At 71.7% G+C, this 17,906-nt stretch carries 13 protein-coding genes and 1 pseudogene; 5 read left to right on the forward strand and 9 right to left on the reverse strand.

Translation table 11 applies throughout. The features are described from left to right. Positions 1–283: 283 nt before the first annotated feature. Positions 284–3,100 (reverse strand): AAA family ATPase, encoded by a 2,817-nt coding sequence (locus tag ACFPIJ_RS40445; RefSeq protein ID WP_380123601.1) that lies wholly within the window; start codon positions 3,098–3,100, stop codon positions 284–286. A gap of 326 nt (positions 3,101–3,426) precedes the next feature. Between ACFPIJ_RS40445 and ACFPIJ_RS40450 the strand changes: the two genes are divergently transcribed. The 3 genes from ACFPIJ_RS40450 to ACFPIJ_RS40460 all read left to right on the forward strand — a co-directional run bounded on the left by ACFPIJ_RS40450 (position 3,427) and on the right by ACFPIJ_RS40460 (position 6,022). Next, positions 3,427–4,023, forward strand: coding sequence for an adenylate kinase (locus ACFPIJ_RS40450; RefSeq protein WP_380123603.1), 597 nt, complete (start codon positions 3,427–3,429; stop codon positions 4,021–4,023). 105 nt (positions 4,024–4,128) lie between these two features. Then, positions 4,129–5,277: a GAF domain-containing sensor histidine kinase gene (locus ACFPIJ_RS40455; RefSeq protein WP_380123605.1), complete on the forward strand. Its 1,149-nt coding sequence runs from the start codon at positions 4,129–4,131 to the stop codon at positions 5,275–5,277. A gap of 580 nt (positions 5,278–5,857) precedes the next feature. After that, on the forward strand, positions 5,858–6,022 hold the full coding sequence (locus tag ACFPIJ_RS40460; RefSeq protein WP_380123607.1) for a hypothetical protein: 165 nt from the start codon (positions 5,858–5,860) through the stop codon (positions 6,020–6,022). 692 nt (positions 6,023–6,714) lie between these two features. Here the strand turns inward: ACFPIJ_RS40460 and ACFPIJ_RS40465 are convergent. Then, positions 6,715–7,452: a hypothetical protein gene (locus ACFPIJ_RS40465; protein WP_380123609.1), complete on the reverse strand. Its 738-nt coding sequence runs from the start codon at positions 7,450–7,452 to the stop codon at positions 6,715–6,717. An 82-nt stretch (positions 7,453–7,534) separates the two neighbouring features. On the opposite strand from ACFPIJ_RS40465, the gene ACFPIJ_RS40470 reads away from it, so the two are divergent. Beyond that, positions 7,535–8,005 (forward strand): hypothetical protein, encoded by a 471-nt coding sequence (locus ACFPIJ_RS40470; protein ID WP_380123610.1) that lies wholly within the window; start codon positions 7,535–7,537, stop codon positions 8,003–8,005. A 47-nt stretch (positions 8,006–8,052) separates the two neighbouring features. Here the strand turns inward: ACFPIJ_RS40470 and ACFPIJ_RS40475 are convergent. Then, a pseudogene (locus ACFPIJ_RS40475) lies at positions 8,053–8,168 on the reverse strand (IS6 family transposase); the annotation flags it as partial. Positions 8,169–8,258: 90 nt separating this feature from the next. Here ACFPIJ_RS40475 and ACFPIJ_RS40480 point away from each other — a divergent pair. Further along, positions 8,259–10,916 carry an Hsp70 family protein gene (locus tag ACFPIJ_RS40480; protein WP_380123612.1) on the forward strand — a complete coding sequence of 886 codons (2,658 nt, stop codon included), beginning with the start codon at positions 8,259–8,261 and terminating at the stop codon, positions 10,914–10,916. Positions 10,917–10,967: 51 nt separating this feature from the next. On the opposite strand, the gene ACFPIJ_RS40485 is transcribed toward ACFPIJ_RS40480, so the two are convergent. The 6 genes from ACFPIJ_RS40485 to ACFPIJ_RS40510 form a co-directional block, all read right to left on the reverse strand. Next, entirely contained in the window at positions 10,968–11,636 is a 669-nt protein-coding gene (locus ACFPIJ_RS40485) for a response regulator transcription factor (protein ID WP_380123614.1), read from the reverse strand. Beyond that, positions 11,603–13,417: a sensor histidine kinase gene (locus tag ACFPIJ_RS40490; protein ID WP_380123616.1), complete on the reverse strand. Its 1,815-nt coding sequence runs from the start codon at positions 13,415–13,417 to the stop codon at positions 11,603–11,605. The genes ACFPIJ_RS40485 and ACFPIJ_RS40490 overlap by 34 nt, the downstream gene beginning before the upstream one ends. A 40-nt stretch (positions 13,418–13,457) precedes the next feature. Beyond that, positions 13,458–14,360, reverse strand: a complete 903-nt coding sequence (locus ACFPIJ_RS40495; protein ID WP_380123618.1) for a carboxylesterase family protein — start codon at positions 14,358–14,360, stop codon at positions 13,458–13,460. A gap of 3 nt (positions 14,361–14,363) precedes the next feature. Further along, a complete protein-coding gene (locus ACFPIJ_RS40500) occupies positions 14,364–15,833 on the reverse strand; it encodes a TRAP transporter substrate-binding protein (protein ID WP_380123621.1) in 1,470 nt (489 codons plus the stop codon). A 78-nt stretch (positions 15,834–15,911) separates the two neighbouring features. Further along, the gene (locus tag ACFPIJ_RS40505) at positions 15,912–17,501 is read right to left on the reverse strand and encodes a sensor histidine kinase (protein WP_380123623.1); all 1,590 of its coding nucleotides are present in this window, start codon (positions 17,499–17,501) and stop codon (positions 15,912–15,914) included. Then, positions 17,473–17,826: a response regulator gene (locus ACFPIJ_RS40510; RefSeq protein ID WP_380123625.1), complete on the reverse strand. Its 354-nt coding sequence runs from the start codon at positions 17,824–17,826 to the stop codon at positions 17,473–17,475. The genes ACFPIJ_RS40505 and ACFPIJ_RS40510 overlap by 29 nt, the downstream gene beginning before the upstream one ends. Between the last annotated feature and the right edge of the window lie 80 nt (positions 17,827–17,906).

Consider the following 17,906-nt stretch of genomic DNA (forward strand, 5'->3'; position numbering starts at 1 on the left):
TCAGTCACAGTCGGTGACGGCTGACCGTCGGTCGGCATGCGTACGGTGAGCTGGTGCAGTTCGGCGAATGGGAGCCGCGGGACGTGCTGACCGAGATGCTGGACGAGGCCCACCTGACGTTCGACCGAGTGTCCTGGCTGCTGCCGCGAGGTGAGCTGTGAGCGCGCCGTTCGCCCGGAGCATCGATCCCGCCCCAGCAGCCGGGCCTCGCGCGCAGCGCACAGGTACATCAGACGGCGTGGCAGGCGGCTGCGCTCTTCCACGAACAGTCGTTTCGGTGCGCCTACGGGCGCTGTGACCGTGGGGCATGCCCGTCGGCGTCGGATGTGATCGTTTCCAGCGCGTCGCGGAGGGCCGCGCGTGTGGTGACGCCCAGCTTCGGGAACAGCCTGTGCAGGTGGGCGCTCACGGTGCGGTGGGACAGGAACAGTCGCTGGCCGATCTGCTTGTTGGTCAGCCCGGTGGCGGCCAGCGTGGCGATCTGCCGTTCCTGCGTGGTCAGTGCGGCGCCGCGGGCGCCGGGTCGGGCTGTGGTCGGGATCCCGGTGGCGCGCAGCTCGTCGCGGGCGCGCTGGACCCATGGCCGGGCGCCCAGCCGGTCCAGGGTCTCCAGGGCCGCGCGCAGGTGCAGGCGGGCCTGCGTGGTGTCGCGGGTGCGGCGCAGCCATTCGCCGTAGGCGAGCTGGATCCGGGCCTGTTCGAACGGCTGCCGGTCGTTCTCGGGCAGCGACATGGCGGCCTCGAACAGTCCGCCGGCGTCGTTGTCGTGGGCGGCCAGGGCCGCCGCGCCTGCGGTGATGAGGGCCGTCCGGGCGGAGATGCGGTCTTCGCCCGCCTGCTGGGCGGCAGCGACCCAGGCGCGGGCCTCGTCGCTGTGCCCGGTCCGGACGGCTGCCGCGACGAGGTCCAGCACCATCCAGGAGCTGGCGAGGCCGGGGCCGGTCCTGCCGCGCGAGTTGAGCTGTGACGCCTGGACGTAGGCGGCCTCGTAGTCGCCCTCACCCATGGCCGCGAAGGCTCGAGCGTATCGGGCGAACGTCTGCGTCGTCCCGACACCGCGCGGGGCCGCCCACGTCGTGATCTCGTCGCTGAGGGCGCGGGCGAGATCCGCGTCTCCGCGCAGGGCCGCGATGATGGCAAGGTGGCCACGCAGCTGACCGGCGAGAAGGTGGTAGCCGTGGGTGGTGGCCAGGTCCAGTCCCTGCTGCGCCAGGTGCTCGGCCTCGTCCCAATGCCCGTGGTTGTAGGAGTCACCACTGAGCAGCAGCAGTCCGGAAATGACCAGGCCGGTCCCGCCGTTGTCGCGTTCCCAGTCGATCATGCGCCGCAGCACCTGCCGGATCGGTGCCAGCATGTCCAGCACCAGCGCCGCATAGGCCATGGGGACCAGCTGCCAGGGTGGCGGGTCGGCGGGCAGGGCGACCAGCGCGTCGGCGAGCCGCTTGCGCACCGAGTACGTGACGCGGCCGGGGTCCGTGAGCGCGTCGTAGCACAGTCGCAGGTGCGTGGTCCGCTCCGAACTGAACCGGGCCAACGCGCGCCCGAGGTGCTGCCACGGCTCCGGCTGATCGGCGTAGACGCAGACGAACAGCAGCGCCTCCAGCATGGCGTTGACCCAGTCGCTGCCGGTCTCGGCCGTGTCCGCGTCGTCGAGCGCCCGGGCCAAGAGCCGGTGTGCGGCATCGACGTCGCCCTCACCGTGCATGAGGTAGGTCGCCGTTGCGGCGGCGAACGCCGACCCGGTCCGCGTGTCCTGCGTCTGCCCGGCGTCGTCGCCTGCCTGTTTGGCGTCGGCCAGCAGGCGCGTCACCTGGTCGAACTGTTCGGTCGTGTTGGCGAGGTAGGCGGCCTCGATGAGTCTGCGGGACCGGTCGGCCGGTTGCGGGCTGAGCTCGGCGGCGCGCACCAGCCGGGTCACCGTCGCGGACCCGCTGCAGCCCAGCCGGGAGGAAAGGGCCGCGTCCTCCAGTGCCCGGGCCACCGACTCGTCCGGCCCTGTTGCGGCTCCGGCCAGATGCCACGCCCGGCGCCCCGGTTCGTCGGCCAGCGCCGCGGCCAATGCCAGGTGCGCCGATCGGCGTTCATCCGGCGGTGTCGCCTGCACGATCGCCGAGCGGATCAGCGGATGCCGAAACGACATGCGGCCGGGGCGTGCGTCGGCGTGGACGAGGCCGGCCCGTCGCGCCGGGGCGAGGTCACCGACGTCCGCGCGATCCGGTGCGGTGGACTGCAGGGCCGCCGAGATCGTGCCTGGGCCGGCATCGGCGTCCAGCGCGGCCAGCAGGAGCAGCTGCCGGGTCGGTGCGGGCAGGGCCGGTACCGCGGCGGCGAAGACCGCCTCCAGCCGGCGGGAGAGCGGCAGGAACGTCGGCAGCGGTTCCTGGCCGGATCGTTGACCGTCGGTCAGCGCCGCGGGTAGCTCCCGCAGTGCGAACGGGCTGCCGGCGGCCTCGGCCACCAGGCGGCGCCGGGACGCCGGCGCGAGGCCCGGGTGCCACGCGTCCAGCAGCGCGGCCGCGGGCTGGTCGGCCAGCGGCCCGATCTCCCGCTCGGGGAGCCCGACCTGGTGCAGGAGGCTGGAGGCGCCGCTGCGGGCGGCGGCCAGCAGCATGATCGGGTCGGTGCCGATCCGCCGGGCGGCGAACCCGAGCACGGTCGCGCTGCCCCGGTCGATCCACTGCACGTCGTCGACCACCAGCAGCAGCGGGCGCCCGGCGGCGACCTCGCCCAGCAGGGCAAGCACCGCTGTGGAGACGAGCACAGGATCAAGGGCAGTGCGCTGCGGCAGATCGAGGACCTGTCGCAGGACGTCGCCATGGCCGGCTGCGAGCCGATCGATCCGCGCCCGGATCGGGTAGATCAGTTGATGCACCACCGACAAGCCGATCCCGGCCTCGAACTCCACCCCGGACGCGCGCAGTACCCGCATTCCGGCCGTCTCTGCCCGCACCGCCGCGACGTCCAGCAACGCGGACTTTCCGATCCCCGGGTCGCCATGCAGCAACAGGCCGGCTCCGACCCGGCTGCGGCCGCTGAGCGACGCGTCGATCAGTTCCAGCTCCTCCGCGCGCCCCAGCAGTTCAACTACTGGCAGTGACAATCCTGGCTGTCTGCTTTGATGCCGTTCGCCGGAAACACCCAGACGGATTGACGAGGAGGGTTTCGCAACGGCCACCGGGAGGATCTCCATATTTCTGCCAGCCATGACATCCATGAGCAGCGGACTATGCGTTCCGCTGACGCCCAGTCCAGCGTAGCCCGCGCCCCCGGCCGGACCGCGGATGCATTCTGTGCCCAATCACGCTGAGTGGCTGGTGGGCTGTGACTTGCCGCACGCCGGTTCGATGCAGTCATCTGACACGTGCCGGCGACTGACCGCCGTCACACCATCGACTGAGGAACCGAGTCGATACGAGGAGACGAAGCATGCGTGTCGTCATGATCGCCCCGCCGGGCGCGGGCAAGGGAACGCAAGGTGGCCTGATCGCGGCCCATTTCGGGATCCCGCACGTTGCGACGGGTGAGCTGCTGCGCGACCACGTGGCCCGGCGCACCGACCTCGGCCGCTCCATTGAGGGACACCTCGACCGCGGCGAGCTGGTGCCGGACGACGTCATGATGGACGTCGTCCGCATGGCGTTCGTCGACGCCAAGGCGGGCAGCGGCGGCTACGTGCTCGACGGGGCGCCGCGCACCATGGACCAGGCACGGGCCGGCTACGTGATCGCTCGCGAGCTCGGGATGCTCGCGGACGTCGCGCTGCACCTGCGGGCCGACGATCACGAACTGATGCGGCGCCTGCTGGCCCGCGCGGACCTCGAGCACCGCTCCGACGACACCGAGAGGGTCATCCGGAAGCGGCTGAAGGTGTACCACCGGATGACCCACCCGCTCGTGGCCTGGTACGCGCAGCGCGGCATCCTCGTCCCGGTGGACGCGATGCGTCCGGCCGAGCAGGTGAGCCGGGACATTCTCGCCGCGCTCGACGCGAGGCGCCCACTCGTCGGCGATGTCCGCGAATAGCGCGCCACCTCGATGCACGTTGTCCGAAGCGGTCCGCTGACCGCGTACCCCGGGCCGCCCGCCGGCACAGGACCGCTTGCGGGCGGCCACGACAGATTGAACGCCATGACATCCTCGCCGGAGCGCAACGCCAACGACCTCACCCGATTCGTTGCGGCGCAGGCCGCGTTGTGGCGCGTTGCCATGCTCGTCGGACGGGGTGCTCCCCAGGCCGAGGTCTTTGACGCCGTCGCCACGGAACTGGGACAGCTCGCCGGCGCCGACGGGGCGAGCATCGTGCGCAACGAGTCCGACGGCACCGCGACCGTGGTAGCGGGCTGGGGCCGGTCCGGCGCGGTGATCCCGGTCGGCGCGAACGTGTCACTGGAGGGCCACAGCGTGACGGCTCTGGTGTCGCGCACCGGCCGCTCCGCTCGGATGGACAGCTACGCGGACGCTCCGGGCCAGCTCGCCGCGATCCTGCGCGAGCAGGGCATCCGTTCGACGGTCGGCGCCCCGATCGTTGTCGAGGGACGCGTCTGGGGCGTCGTGACCGCCTCCATGTCACGCGACGAGCCGCTGGCCCCGGACGCCGAGGTGCGTCTTGCGTACTCCACCGAGCTGCTCGCCGCCGTCATCGCCAACGCTCAGGCCCGCGCTGATCTGGCTGCCTCCCGGGCACGGGAGGCAGCCGTCGCCGACCAGGCCCGGCGGCGCATCGAACGCAACCTGCACGACGGCGTCCAGCAGCAACTCGTCGCGCTCATCCTCGAAGTGGGAAATGCCCAGATGAACATCCCGGCCGAGATGCCGCAGCTGCGGCAGTTGCTGGCCACGGTGAAGCAGGGGCTGACCGGCCTGCTGGACGACCTGCGGGACATCTCGCGCGGCCTGTACCCGGCGATCCTGGCCGACATCGGGCTGCAGCCCGCGCTCAACGGGCTCGTCCGGCGTTCCCCCGTCCCGGTCGAGCTCAACGCGCACCTCGCGGGCCGGCTTCCCGAACCGGCCGAGGTGGCGGCCTACTACATCGTGTCCGAGTCGTTGGCCAACGCAGCCAAGCATGCGCACGCCTCGCGCGTCCGCATCGACGCGGCGGTCCGGGACGGCTGGCTGCACCTGTCCGTCGCGGACGACGGCGCCGGCGGCGCCGACCCGGCCCGCGGCTCCGGCCTCGTCGGGCTGACCGACCGGGTCGACGCGATGGGCGGATCGATCACGATCAACAGTCCCGCCGGCCAGGGCACCCATCTGCAGGTACACCTGCCGCTTTGAGCATTTTGAACATGTGACATGCGCCAGCTGACGGGACGGGCGGTATGCCGTCCTCGCTCACCTGTGAATGAGGGAGGGAGCGGGTCAGCGCACTCGGCCCGGGAGTGGACCAAGGGCTTTCTCGCCGATGACGGCCACTATCTGTCGTCAATCTCGATTGCAGACGCTGCTCGGCCATGCTCTCAAAACCGTGATGGCGGCCGGTGCTCTGCATGAACTGCAAGCCCGGCCGATGACGCTGCTGGGCCGCCGTCCGAACCGGCGGACCGGTCGGCACAACGCGATCGGCACCGACGTCAGCTCCCGCACCGGGCAAACGACCTCGGTTGCAGCGACAGACCACGTCACCGTCCACCGGTTCGTCCACCCAGACCCCAACGCCAGCACCGAACCGTCATCTCCGTCTGCCTGCAGCGGGAGATAGAGATCGTCAAGTCGACACCGATCCGAGGCGACCACAGACGTCGGGGCGACACCAGCCCCTACACGAGCACGCCGCGTAGTGGAACCCGAACCGCTTGGCGACCTCGCCGCCGTCTGGCTTGCCCGAACCTGGCACCGCCAACACGAGGGAGTCGCTGTGACCAGCCCGCCCGACACGGACGCCACGAGCCGCATCAAGGCGCTCATCCGCCAACTCGACGACCACGACCCCGTCGCGCTCCATCAGGGCACCTGCGTCGACGAGGGCTGCTGCGGCTTCCGCTTCGAAGCGCGGCCCGACACCGAGGGGACGAACCGATGACCGCGACCCACCCCCGGCGAGCTGTGGCAGCAGGCAGACGGTGACGGCAACGAGTACCGCCGCCTCCTGCGCGAACACGGCATGCTCATCGACGGACCCGCCGAGCCACTGCCGTGCGGATGGCCTCACGACAGCCGCAGGGCCGAGCAGTGGCCCGTCCAGCCCAGCCCATCTACGCGGACACCGCCGTCGCAGCCCTGGAGGCCACACGTCCGTCAGGTCCGCGGTCCAGCTACCAGTGCACAACCGGCGGCGACGCCTGCCCCGGCCACCGTTCGAAGTGACTGCACTGCGGGCACGGCCGAGGAGCCGCACCACGCGGCGGCCCGGCAGTCGACCCGTGAGGAGCGCGAAGCAACCCACGTGGCGTGGCTGAAGCGGGAGCAGAGCCGGGTGGCAGCGGCCCGGCAGCGACGCACCAACGCGGAGCGGGCGGCGTTGACGCCGAAGATGGCGACGGGTGGCGCCATCGGTCCGGCCGGACCGTCGTTGGCGACGACACGGTGCCGGCGCTGCCTACCGGCTGCATCGGCGGCGCTGTCGCGGTGGAGCGCACTGATGCCGAGGTGCTGGCGATTGCTGCCGCTCAGGCTGACGCCCGGCGGGCCGTCGACAACGAGCGGGTCGCGGCGATGGAGCCGAACGCGACCTCGCGCTCGTGGCCTGAGGCGGTGCCAGGTAGCGCGGACGGTTCAGCGAGCCGGCGTCTGCACGTACTTGGCACTTTCGGTGGTCGTAGTACACGTTGCCGGACCGCGTGGCTGTGGAGAGCCGGTTCGTCCGAGGTCAGGGTGAATCGGTTGGAGTGCGGTGTGTGCTGGCGAGGTGGTCTTGGAGGTGGGCGTGGCGGAACTGGTAGACGGCGCCGGTTTGCCGGAGGACGCCGCGGTGGTAGGCGTCGGTAAGGAAGGTCCAGGTTCGCCATGGGAGTCGGCCGGCCAGCGGTAGCCAGCACGCACGAATAACAGCCACTGACCCCACGCACCCGCAAGCCCGCCCACGAGCCCGCCCATGAGCCCGACCACGAGCCCGCTCACAAGTCCGACCGCGAGACCGCCCACGAGCCCGAGCGCGAGCCCGAACACGATAACCCGGCGGATGGTGTTGTTCCGGTCAGCGTGCAATGAGTCTGAAGCGTTGCTGGCAGCCGCAATGTCGATGGGTACTTCGAGCCCGAACGTGAGCCCGCCCATGAGTCCGAACACGAGCCCGATGTCGCGGACGATGGATAACCCACGGCCGCGAAGCTGGAAGCGTGTTCGCGCCGGCGTCGGCCCCCGGCGTTCCAGCCCGAACGCGAGCCCGCTCACGAGCCCGAACATGAGCCCGACCTTGAGCCCGAGAACGAGCCCGAGCACGAGCACGCCCACGAGCACGCCCACGAGCTCGACCACGAGCCCGGCCACGAGCCCGGCCACGAGCCCGGCCACGAGCCCGCGGGTGGTTGCTGGTAAGGCGTCGCGGAGCTGCCACCGGGTCTGTCAACTTAACGGCTCTGGCGCAGAAACGGTGGTGACCCCGGTCGATTATGGTCGATGGCTGGGCGGAAGACTGATGGTGGTGCGATCTTGCCTGGGTCAGGACGTTGCTTCCGGACCTGTCTTCGCTAACGACCAGACCTGCCTGCTGCCAATGATGCACGCCACCAACGAAATGGCCGACCGCTTGCACCGGGTCACCGGCAGCGCCGACCACATCGTCGGGACGGTGCTCGCCGACGCCGGCTACGCCAGCGACGCCAACCTCGCAGCGTCAGGACCTGACCGCCTCATCGCCCTCGGCAAAGGACGAGACCAATCCAAAGCCGCACTCCGCGAACCCACCCACGGACCGCCGCCGCCCGACGCCACTCCCCGCCAAGCCATGGCGCACCGCCTGCTCACCGAGGAAGGCAAAGCTCTCTACAAGCGACGCGGCGCCACAGTCGAGCCAGCGATCGGGAACCTCGACATGAACGCGCCCGGCTCGGAGCTGCCGCGATGAATTTCCCGACGCCGGAGCGGTAACCGCGGCAAGCCGGTCAGCGGCTGCCACCTGTCGCCCGGTGTGCATGGCGGGCGAATCGGGCGGCGGCGACCAGCAGCGGGGTGAACCGCTGCACCCACCGGTAGATGGTGACGTGGTCCACCTCGACGCCGTTCCTGGCGGTGGCCCGGCCGGTCGCGCCCACTGCCGCGGTCGGTCTTTGCCCGGCACTGTGGCTAGCTCGGATGCGGCGACGTAGCCAGCTGCGACGATGGAGGCGACGCCAAGCCAAGTACCGTCCGCATCGACGCGCCTTTTTGCGGCCGCCCGGACGCTGCGGGAAGGAACGGGGAAGGACCATGATCGCTGCGTGTCGGCAACGCGACGATACCGACGTGCGGGTCGCCTACGGGGTGTGTGCATGACCACCAACACGGTCCGGCTCGGTGTGGACTTCGGGACGTCGAACACGGTCGCGGTGCTCCGCCGGGGCGCGGGGTTGGCGACGCCGCTGCTGTTCGACTCATCGCCGTTGCTGGTGTCGGGTGTGTTCGTCGGCGCTGCCGGCGACGTGCTGACCGGTGCCGATGCTCAGCGTGCGGCGACCGCGTACCCGGCCGGGTACGAGGCGAATCCGAAGCGGCGCATCGACGACGGCGCCGTCTGGCTGGGCGAGTTGGAAATGCCGGTGCGGGCGCTCGTTGAGGCGGTGCTCCGGCGGGTGATGGCGGAGGCTGAGCGGGTTGTCGGTGCGGCACCGGTCTCGGCCGTGCTCACGCACCCGGCGGCGTGGAGCCGGACGAGACTGGCGTTGCTGTCCGCGGCAGCGCGGGATGCCGGGATTGCCGAGGTCGGGTTCTTGGCCGAGCCGGTCGCGGCGGCGGCCTATTTCGCGACCGTCCTCGGCCACGAGGTGCCGGAGGGCCAGTGCCTGGTGGTGTACGACCTGGGTGCCGGCACATTCGACGTGAGTGTGGTGCGCCGGCTGGGAGACCGGCCGGAGGTGATCGCCAGCGACGGGCTCGCCGACGTCGGTGGGCTGGACCTCGACGCTGCCGTCGTGAACCACGCGCGGTCGGTCACGTCGCCGGAGCAGTCGGCGTGGGGCCGCCTCGACTGGCCGGCGGGCCCGGCCGACCAGCGGGCCCACCAGACGCTGTGGTCGGGCGCTCGGGCGGCAAAGGAGCAGCTCTCCCGACACACGAAGGCGGATATCCATGTTCCACTCGTCGATGCCGACGTCCACCTGACGCGCGACGAGTTCGAGAGCGCCGCCCGCCCGTACCTAGACCGCACGGTGATGCTGACGCTGAACACGCTGCGGTCGGCCGGCGTGCGTCACGAGCAGGTCGCCGGCGTCTTCCTCGTCGGCGGATCCAGCCGCATCCCCCTCGTGGCGAGCCTGCTGCACCGAGCGTTACGCATCGCGCCGACCGTCATCGACCAGCCTGAGTTGGTGGTCGCGATCGGCAGCTTGCACATCGACCCGACGCCGGCCCCGGCGGAACCGACGCCCAGTGCGAACCACCTGCCGCCCGCCCCGGTCAGTCCCGGGCCTATTCCCGCCCGAGCGGCGCCGCTGGCAGCACCGACAACCGCGCTCGCCGCCGAAGCCGCTCCCGCACCGGCCGCCGCGCCGTCCGCGTCGGATGCCGACCCGGCGGTGCCGGCGCCCGGCGAAGCATCTTCCACCACGGCCGTGGTTTCCGCTGCGCCGCAACCGGACACGCCCGCCGCACCGGCCGCCGTCGGTGTCACGGCCGCCACCGCTCTGACGGGCGGCTCCGCTGTACCCCCGCCGAGTACGTCGACCACACTGGACGCGGCACCCACCGGCGATGCGACACCCAGCAGGCGCAGGCGGCTGCGCGTGGTCATCGCCGCGGCCGTCGCGGTCGTCGTCCTCGCCGGCGTGTTCGCCGCCGTTGAGCTGCGCGACCGGCACCGGCAACAGCCGGGTGGAGCAGGAGCCCGGTCAACGAGTTCCGGCCCGGCCGGCCCGGTTCCGGCCCCGTCGCTGGTCCTCACCGGTCACACCGAGCGGATCAATGCGGTGACCTGGAGCCCCGACAGTGAGACCATTGCCACCGCCGGCACCGACCACACCATCCGATTGTGGAACGCCACGACGGGCCAGCCCGTCACCACGCTGACCGGGCACATGGCGTCGGTTTTCGGGCTCGTCTACAGCCCGGACGGGCGCAGCATCGTCTCTGTCGGTGGCGACGCAATGCGTGCGTGGAACGCCGCCACCGGCGAGCAGATCGGCCCATACGACGCCGATACGTCCGGCATTGCGCGGATCGCGTTCAGCCCCGACGGCAGTCTTCTCGCCACCGCCAACATCTTCGAGAACGGCATACGGTTGTGGAACCCGACGACTCGCAAGCAGGTCCGCGAGATCGTGACGGAGCCGGCACGTGAACGGGCATTGGTATACCACAACACGTTCGCCTTCAAGGGCGACAGCACGACCATCGCGACTGGCGGCGTGGAAGACGGCCCGATCCAGTTCTGGAGCGTATCGACCGGTACGAAATCCGCCGAGACGGCCAAGGTCGACGGTTCGGTTGACGCCGTGCGGTACACGCCGGACGGGGCGAATCTGGTTGCGGTCAGCAACGACTACCCGCACGTCACCGTGACGGTCCACAACGTGCCCGGTGGAGAGCTGAAGACGAGGCTGCAGGTCGGCGATGCATACAAGACCGGATCGTATGTGTTCAGCCCCGACGGCCGACTGATCGCGACCACCAGCAGGGACGGCTCCATCACCATCTGGAGCATCGCCAGCGGCGAGCGAACCGGCCCACAGATCCAGCCCTCTTGCAAGTCCACTGCCGTCGAGTTCAGCCCGGACGCAACCATGCTCGCCGTCGGATGCGAAGACGGCACCACCCGGCTCTGGTCGACCTCCGCGGCAAAGTAGCCGGAGCGTCGATTTCGTTTTCGCCAACGTGGACAACATGCCCCGAAAGGGTCAGTCGCCGCGCAGCAGGCCTGGGTTCGACCGCAGGTACTTCAGGACGACACGCACGCGGCGGTGCGAGGCGGGGTCGTCGACCAGGCCGAGCTTCTGGAAAATCTGGGTGCCGTGTGCCTCGACGGTGCGCTCGGTGATGCACAACCGCGCGGCGACCGCCTTGTTGGACAACCCCTCCGCGAAGAGCCCGAGCACCTCGCGCTCGCGGTCGCTCAACCGCTGCAGCGGGTCGGGCCGCCGTCGGCGACCCACCAGCCGCGCGACGATCATCGGGTCGACAACGGCCTCACCGTTGCGGATCCGCTGCAACGCGTCGGTCAGCACCGCGACGTCGAACACGCGCTCCTTGAGCAGGTAGCCGACGCCGCTCGGGCGATCCTCGATGAGGCGCAGCGCGTAGCTGGGCTCGAGGTACTGCGACAGCACGAGGACCGCCGTATCCGGCTGCTCGGTGCGGATGCGCTGCGCCGCCACGAGCCCTTCGTCCTTGTGCGTCGGCGGCATCCGGATATCGACGATCACCGCGTCCGGCTGCGTGCGACTGGTCTCACGCAGCAGCTCGTCCGCGTCGGCGGCCGCGCCGACTACCTCGTGGCCGGCGCCCATCAGCAGCCGCACGATGCCTTCGCGGGTCAGCAACAAGTCATCGGCAACAACGAGTCGCATGGAATCTCCGCACGCAGCCGATCCCCCTCGACGGCGAACTGTCCGCCGAGGGCACCGACCTGATCGGCCACATGATGGTACGCCTCGACGGGTACGCCGTCGACCGTCACGACCAGCTTGCCGGGCGCGCGCCGGATGTCCACCGACATGGCGTCTTGCCCGTGCCGGGCCGCCGCCTGCACGGCCTCGCGGACGGTGAAGTACGCGACGCGCTCCACCTGTTCCGGCAGGCGTTCGGCCGGCACGTCGCCGATGTCGACCGCGACCTGCGCGCTGTCCGCGACCGTCGCCAGCGCCGGGCCGAGGCCGGCCTCGTCGAGGATCGTCGGGTAGATGCCCTGGGCGATCTCGCGCAGCTCGGCGAGCGCCGCCTGCGCCTCGTGCACAGCGCCGTCGAGCTCCGCCGCCAACCGCCCGTCGCCGGCCGCTTCGGCGTCGGCGCGGGCCAGCCGCAGCTCGTACGTGACGGCGAGCAGGCGCTGCTGCGCGCCGTCGTGCAGGTCGCGCTCCGTCTGGCGGCGGGCACGGTCGCCGGTCTCGAGGATGCGCACGCGTGCGGCCCGTAGCCCCTCGAGCTCGGCGAGCATGGCGGCACGAAGACGTTCGTTGTCGATGGCCAGCCGGGCGGCCGCCCCGATCTCCCGCTCGAGCCGTCGGCCGTCGTCCAGCGCCCGGTCGTGCACGATCACGGCGACCGGCTCGCCGCCGCGGCGGACGGACGTTACGGCCCGGTCCCGGCCCGGTCCCGTCTCGAACGCCTGCCCGGCGGCGTCGACGTAGCGACCGGCGTCGGGCAGCCAGTAGGCCACCCGGAGCCGGTTGTCGCCGAGGGTCTCGGCGAGCACGCTGCGTAGCGACCCGAGCGACGGTGCCGCGCCGAGGTCGTCGGCCAGGCGCGTCACGGCCGACCGGCGCCGGTGCGCCCGCAGGAGCGACCCCGCGAGGCCGGCCGCCAGCAACGTCAGCGCGGCCCCACGAAGCAGATACAGCATCGCAAAGGGCTGACGGAACGGGCTCTCCGCGGGATTGTCCAGGATCGCGCCCGCAGACGCGACCTCGCCCAGCGCCACGGCCGCGGCCGGCACCAGCGCGGGCCAGAGCGTGGCGCGCCCGACCGGGCTGGCCCGCACGAGTCGCCACACCACCGCGCCGACGGCCGAGAGTCCAGTGGCGACAGCCGTCCACAGCCCGAACGCGCCGAAGACCCGAGCGAGCGCCGGGCTGTTGTGGACGAGCAACACGTTGGTGGTGCAGTTGCTCCAGCAGTGCTGGTCGAGAAACGGGTCGTAGCAGAGCGCGCGGCCCACGCCGGCGATGGCGGCCGCCGCATAGCCGGTGCCGACCAGCAGGCGTGCCGCGGCCGCCGGCAACCGGCCGCCGGGGTACGCCAGCGTCACATGCAGCACGACCGGCATCAGCAGGGGCACGACCACCATGCCGAGACTGCGGACGAGCGCGGCGCCGGGCACCGTCGCGGTCTCGGTCTGCCAGCCCACCCAGATCGGGGCCAGCCAGCCGATGCCCGACAGCACGGCGAGCGCGCCGATCCGGCCCAGCGTGCGCAGCACGACCGTGGCGCTGCCGATCAGGATCAGAAGCAGCCCGGGCGTCAATGCGGCCACCGCGAGCCACGGCGACGCGGCGGCGTAGGTCGTCACCACCGGCCCGGCGGTCGCGACCAGGAGGGTCGAGACGACCGCGCAGACAAGGCCGGAGGCGGGCAGGGCGAACCGGTACCGCTCGATCCACCGGCTCGTCAGCTCGCCTCGGGCCCCTCCCACGCTGGCATCGTTGTCCATGGCCGGCGCCGGACGCAACGGCTCAGGGACCGGTGATGTCGAGCAGCCAAGCATAGATGTCGTTGCCGGCGCTCAGATCGAAGGTGCGGGTCCACGCGTCGTGCCCGACACCGGGGTAGGTCGTGAGCTTGACCGGACGGCCGGGCGGCACCGGGCATTTCGCAAGGTTCGCCGCGGGCTCGGTGCTGCCGGCCGGGGCCACCGTGTCGTCGGCGTCGCCGTGGAAGGCCCAGATGGGTACCGTGCCGAGCCGGCACTGCGCAGCGGCCCAGGCCGGCCGCGCATCGCCGGCGATCGCGACGACAGCGGCGACCTTGGCCGGCCCGTACGCGGCCACGTACTCGTAGGCGGCGTACGCGCCGCAGCTGAGCCCGGTGAGGTACACCCGTTCGGGGTCCACCTTGTAGTGTCCGAGCGCGTACGTCAGGAACCGCTCGACCTCCGCGGGTGTCGCGCACAGTGTGCGGCCGGCCGGATGGCCCAGCTCGTGCTGGATCTTCATCACGCACGACGCCGCGTGGGTCCCCTGCTCGCACGACGCGTACGCCGGATCGTCGGGCGGTGCCGGGTGCTGCGGCGCCAGCACGACGAACGGCCGGTCCGCCGGCCAGCGACCGTCGTGCATGAGCTGCGGCGGCCCGCCGTCAAACAGGTTGTCCAACTGGCTCGCCGAACCGTCGCCGTTGCCGCCGAAACCGTGCAGGAAGATCATCAGCGGCCTCGGCGTTCCGTCGCCGTAACCGGGCGGGAGGTACTCGTAATAGCCGGCGGGCGCGTCCGCCTCGCCCACCGGGTGGGGGGTGAACCGGCCCGTTGCGCTCGCGGGCTGCGATGCGGGCGGTGTGGACGGCCCCGACGCCGCCGGCTTCGGCGCCGCGCCGCAAGCGGTCAGCAGGAGGGCGGTCAGGACTGGCACGAGTCGCATGGGTCAACCGATCCTTGTCCAGGAGTGCAGCGACCAGACGAACCGGTCGCCGGGATCCATCGGTGGAACTGGGGTCAGCGTCAGGTCGCCGTTCGCCCCGACGGCGAACGTGAAGCTCAGCACGTCGCCCGTGGCCGGCCAGTCGAAGCTGATGCGGGAGCCGCTCACGCCGAACGTGCCGGACGAGATTTCGGACGACGCGGTCTGCCGCCCCTCCCACCGCCCCGCCCGCAAGGTCATCGTGAAGGTGGACGGGTACCAGTCGTCGAGATGCTGTTGGTCGTTGACGGTGCCGTGTGTGCGCGCGTCGTCGACCGTCAGCTTCCAGCGGTACACGCCGTCGAGTGCACCGGTAGCGCCGGTCGTGCCGCCCGGTACCGCCGCGTCGGGACAGTCGGCCGGGATGGCGAGCGCGGGCTCGCGGGCGACGGAGGCCTTGAGCGCGCGGATCCGCTCGATGAACGTCTTCGTCTGGGCGTCGCGGTCAAGCTCGGCGTAGACGGGGGCGACCGCCTGCCGCAGCGCGTCGAGATCGGCCGCCGCGGCGTTCGTGAACCGGCCGCCCGCCGCGCAGGCCTCCTTCACCAGTTTGGCGTCGTCGTCGGCCAGTTGCGCCGAGCGTGTGGTCGCCTCCGCGGCGGCCGTGGTGAGCCAGCCCCGTTGGTCTTTGCTCAGCCCGCCCCACCGCTTCGAGTTGGCTACCAGCGCCGCGGTGGCCGGCCAGAGGTCGATGTTCGCGGTTACGTACGGCGCCCGCTGCACCGCCGTGTTCAACAGGTACGCCAGAAGGTTGAGCTCGAATGCGTCGATCTGACCAGCGGCCAATGCCTCGCTTCGCGAAGGGCCACCCTTGACGAGCTCGGTCGGCTGGGCGTTCAACGCCTTGATCGTGTTGACCTGCGTCGTGGACCGTTTGGCCTCGAACTTGAGGCCGCGCCAGTCCGCGGGTCCGAGCAGCGGACGCTTTGCGGCGATCGGCTTGCGCAGGCCGCCACCGAGCACGGCGAGACCGGTCACCCCGAGCGGCTCGACGCCGCGCAGCATCTGGCCGGGAAGGTCGCTGGCGAGCACGGCCCGCTGCAGCGCGTAGCTGTCGACGAGCAGCGGCGCCGTCAGGCCCTGGAAGCTGTTCACCCCCAGAGTCTCGAAGACCCGGGTCGGTGCCCACGCGAGGTCGGCCTTCCCGGCGGCGACGTCGTGGACCACGCGCTGGTCGGCGTCCTGCGCGAAGTCGCCCCACCCGCTGCTGACCTCGATCTTCAGCTGGCCGTGCGAAACCGCGGCGGCCCGCTCGACGAAGTAGGCGACGGCCGGCGAGTAGTCGAGGCCGGAGTTGATGTCGGCCAGTCGCAGGACCGCCGGCTCGCCGCGGCCACCGGCCTTGTCCTGGCCGGGCCGGCCGGACGCGACCGTGCATCCGCCGAGCACGGCAAGCACAGCGAGCACGGCCACCACATTCCTGATCCTGTACACGGATCGAACGGTAGGCGGCGGAGACCGCGCCGTCATCGTGGCGACCACGGACCGCCCGACTGTGGCTGGCCACGATGCTCAGGGGTAGCCATCCAGGGCGAATTCCGCAGTGACGGTCGTTCCGCGGCCGGGCGCCGAGTCCAGGACGAGCCGTCCGCCGAGCGCCTCGACGCGATCGGCCAGTCCGGCGAGCCCGCTGCCCCGCGCCGGATCGGCACCGCCGACGCCGTCGTCGCCGACGACGACCCTCAGCCGCCCGTCGTGTCGCTCGACCCCGATCGTGGCGGCGGTCGCGGCCGCGTGCTTCGCCACGTTGGCCAGCGCCTCGGCGCACAGGTAGTACACCGCGTGCTCGAGCTCGGCCGGAAACCGGTCGCCGGGCACCGACAACCGCACCGGGACCGGGCTACGCTCCGCAAGCGCTCCCACCGCGGCCGCCAGCCCCCCGGACAGGTCTCGTGGATGCAGGCCGCGGGCCAGGGCGTCCAGCTCCTCGAGCGTGTGCCCGAGCTGGACCACCGCCCGTCGCAGATGCGTGCCGGCACCGTCGGCCGCGACGGCACCCAGCCCGGTGTGGATCCGGACCAGGCGCTGCCGGGGGCCGTCGTGCAGTCGCTCCTCCAGGCGCCGCCGCTCCTCGTCGGCCGCCACGACGAGGCGCCGCCGGGACGCCGCGACCTGCGCCACGTGGCGCCGCAAGGTCGCATGGAGCGCCTCGTTGGAGGCGGTCAGCCGGGTCGCCGCCGCCACCGCCCGGGCGAGGACGGCATCGCCGAGGACTTCCGGGTCATGGGTCACGACGGCGTATGGGAGCCCGTCGCGCTCGATGTACCGCACCGAGCGGCCGGCGACGACGACGGGCGCGCCGGCGGCGTCGACGTAGCCACCGACCGCCGGTCGCCAGTAGCCGACCTGCAGCGACGGATCGCCGAGCGCTCGCGCCAGCGCGTCCCGGACGGTCGCCGACGGTGCCTCACCGAGCTCCACGACCAGGTCGGTCACGACAGGACCGGACGGCCGGCGGGCACCCAGGCACAGCGCAACGGCGACGGCGCACAACACGGCCTCGTACAGCCAGAGTGCGGGCAGCACCGCGGCGCCGCCGGCGACCGTGAGGCGGGCGACGCCACCGGCGAGGAGCACCGTGGCCAGCGCCAACCCCGCCCACGTCGCGACGGTTCGCTGGCGGCGCGCGGCCGCCGCGGCCGTGCCGTGCCGCCACACCAGCGCGGCGGCCAGTGCGAGGGCCACCGCGATGCCGGTGACCTCAGCGTGCAACGCCGGCCCGAGCACCACGAGATAGGCGACCGCGACGCCCGCCCGGGCCAGCCGGGCGCCGGGACGCCAGCCGGGATAGGTGAGCAGGAGGTGCATCAGCGGCGCCCGATGCCAGTACAGCGCTGCCTGGTCGAGGTTGCCGGCGTACCAGAGCAGCCCCGTCGCGAGGAGCAGCGCACCGGTGCCGCGCGCCGCCGGGAAGGCCCAGGCGCCCGCGACGAGCAACGTCATCCCGACGATCAGGTCGGGAAGCCACCGGACGGGGTCGTCCCAGCCGTAGGCGAACCACTCCGATGCGACACCGAGCGCACCGCTCAGCGCACTGCCCAGCGCGACGGCGGCGCCGAGCGACCGGCGCACGTCAGCCGACGAGGCGGCGAAGCGCGGCACCGGACAGCTCACTCTTCGCAACGAAGCCCCGCACCGGCGCGCTCGCCAGGCGCTGACCGTAGGTCACCGCGTCGCGACTGGAAATGATCACCACGTTGGGCGCCGGACTGAGGTCGGCCAACCGCCGTGCGACCTCGAAGCCGTCGAAGTCCGGCAGCCGGATGTCCAGCACGACCACGTATGGCCGCAACTGTTCGGCGGCGCGGCAGCCGTCGGCGCCGGTCGCCGCCTCGCCGACGACATCGAACCCGTCGGCCTGCAGCAACTGGCGGGCCGACGCGCGGAACTCCTCGTGATCGTCGATCACGAGCACCGTCTCGCGCACCGGTCCATGGTCGCACGCGGTGACGTCGGCGCATCCGAGCCAGCCACAGTCCGGCTCCGCTGGCCTGCCGGTCCTCAGCA

This window comes from Dactylosporangium cerinum (assembly GCF_042653625.1).
GTDB lineage: Bacteria > Actinomycetota > Actinomycetes > Mycobacteriales > Micromonosporaceae > Dactylosporangium > Dactylosporangium cerinum.

Bases quoted from the DNA above. Each gene is read 5' to 3' on its own strand.
- ACFPIJ_RS40485 (WP_380123614.1), bottom strand. From the start codon at position 11,636: ATGCGACTCGTTGTTGCCGATGACTTGTTGCTGACCCGCGAAGGCATC.
- ACFPIJ_RS40480 (WP_380123612.1), top strand. From the start codon at position 8,259: ATGGAGGCGACGCCAAGCCAAGTACCGTCCGCATCGACGCGCCTTTTT.
- ACFPIJ_RS40495 (WP_380123618.1), bottom strand. From the start codon at position 14,360: ATGCGACTCGTGCCAGTCCTGACCGCCCTCCTGCTGACCGCTTGCGGC.
- ACFPIJ_RS40455 (WP_380123605.1), top strand. From the start codon at position 4,129: ATGACATCCTCGCCGGAGCGCAACGCCAACGACCTCACCCGATTCGTT.
- ACFPIJ_RS40450 (WP_380123603.1), top strand. From the start codon at position 3,427: ATGCGTGTCGTCATGATCGCCCCGCCGGGCGCGGGCAAGGGAACGCAA.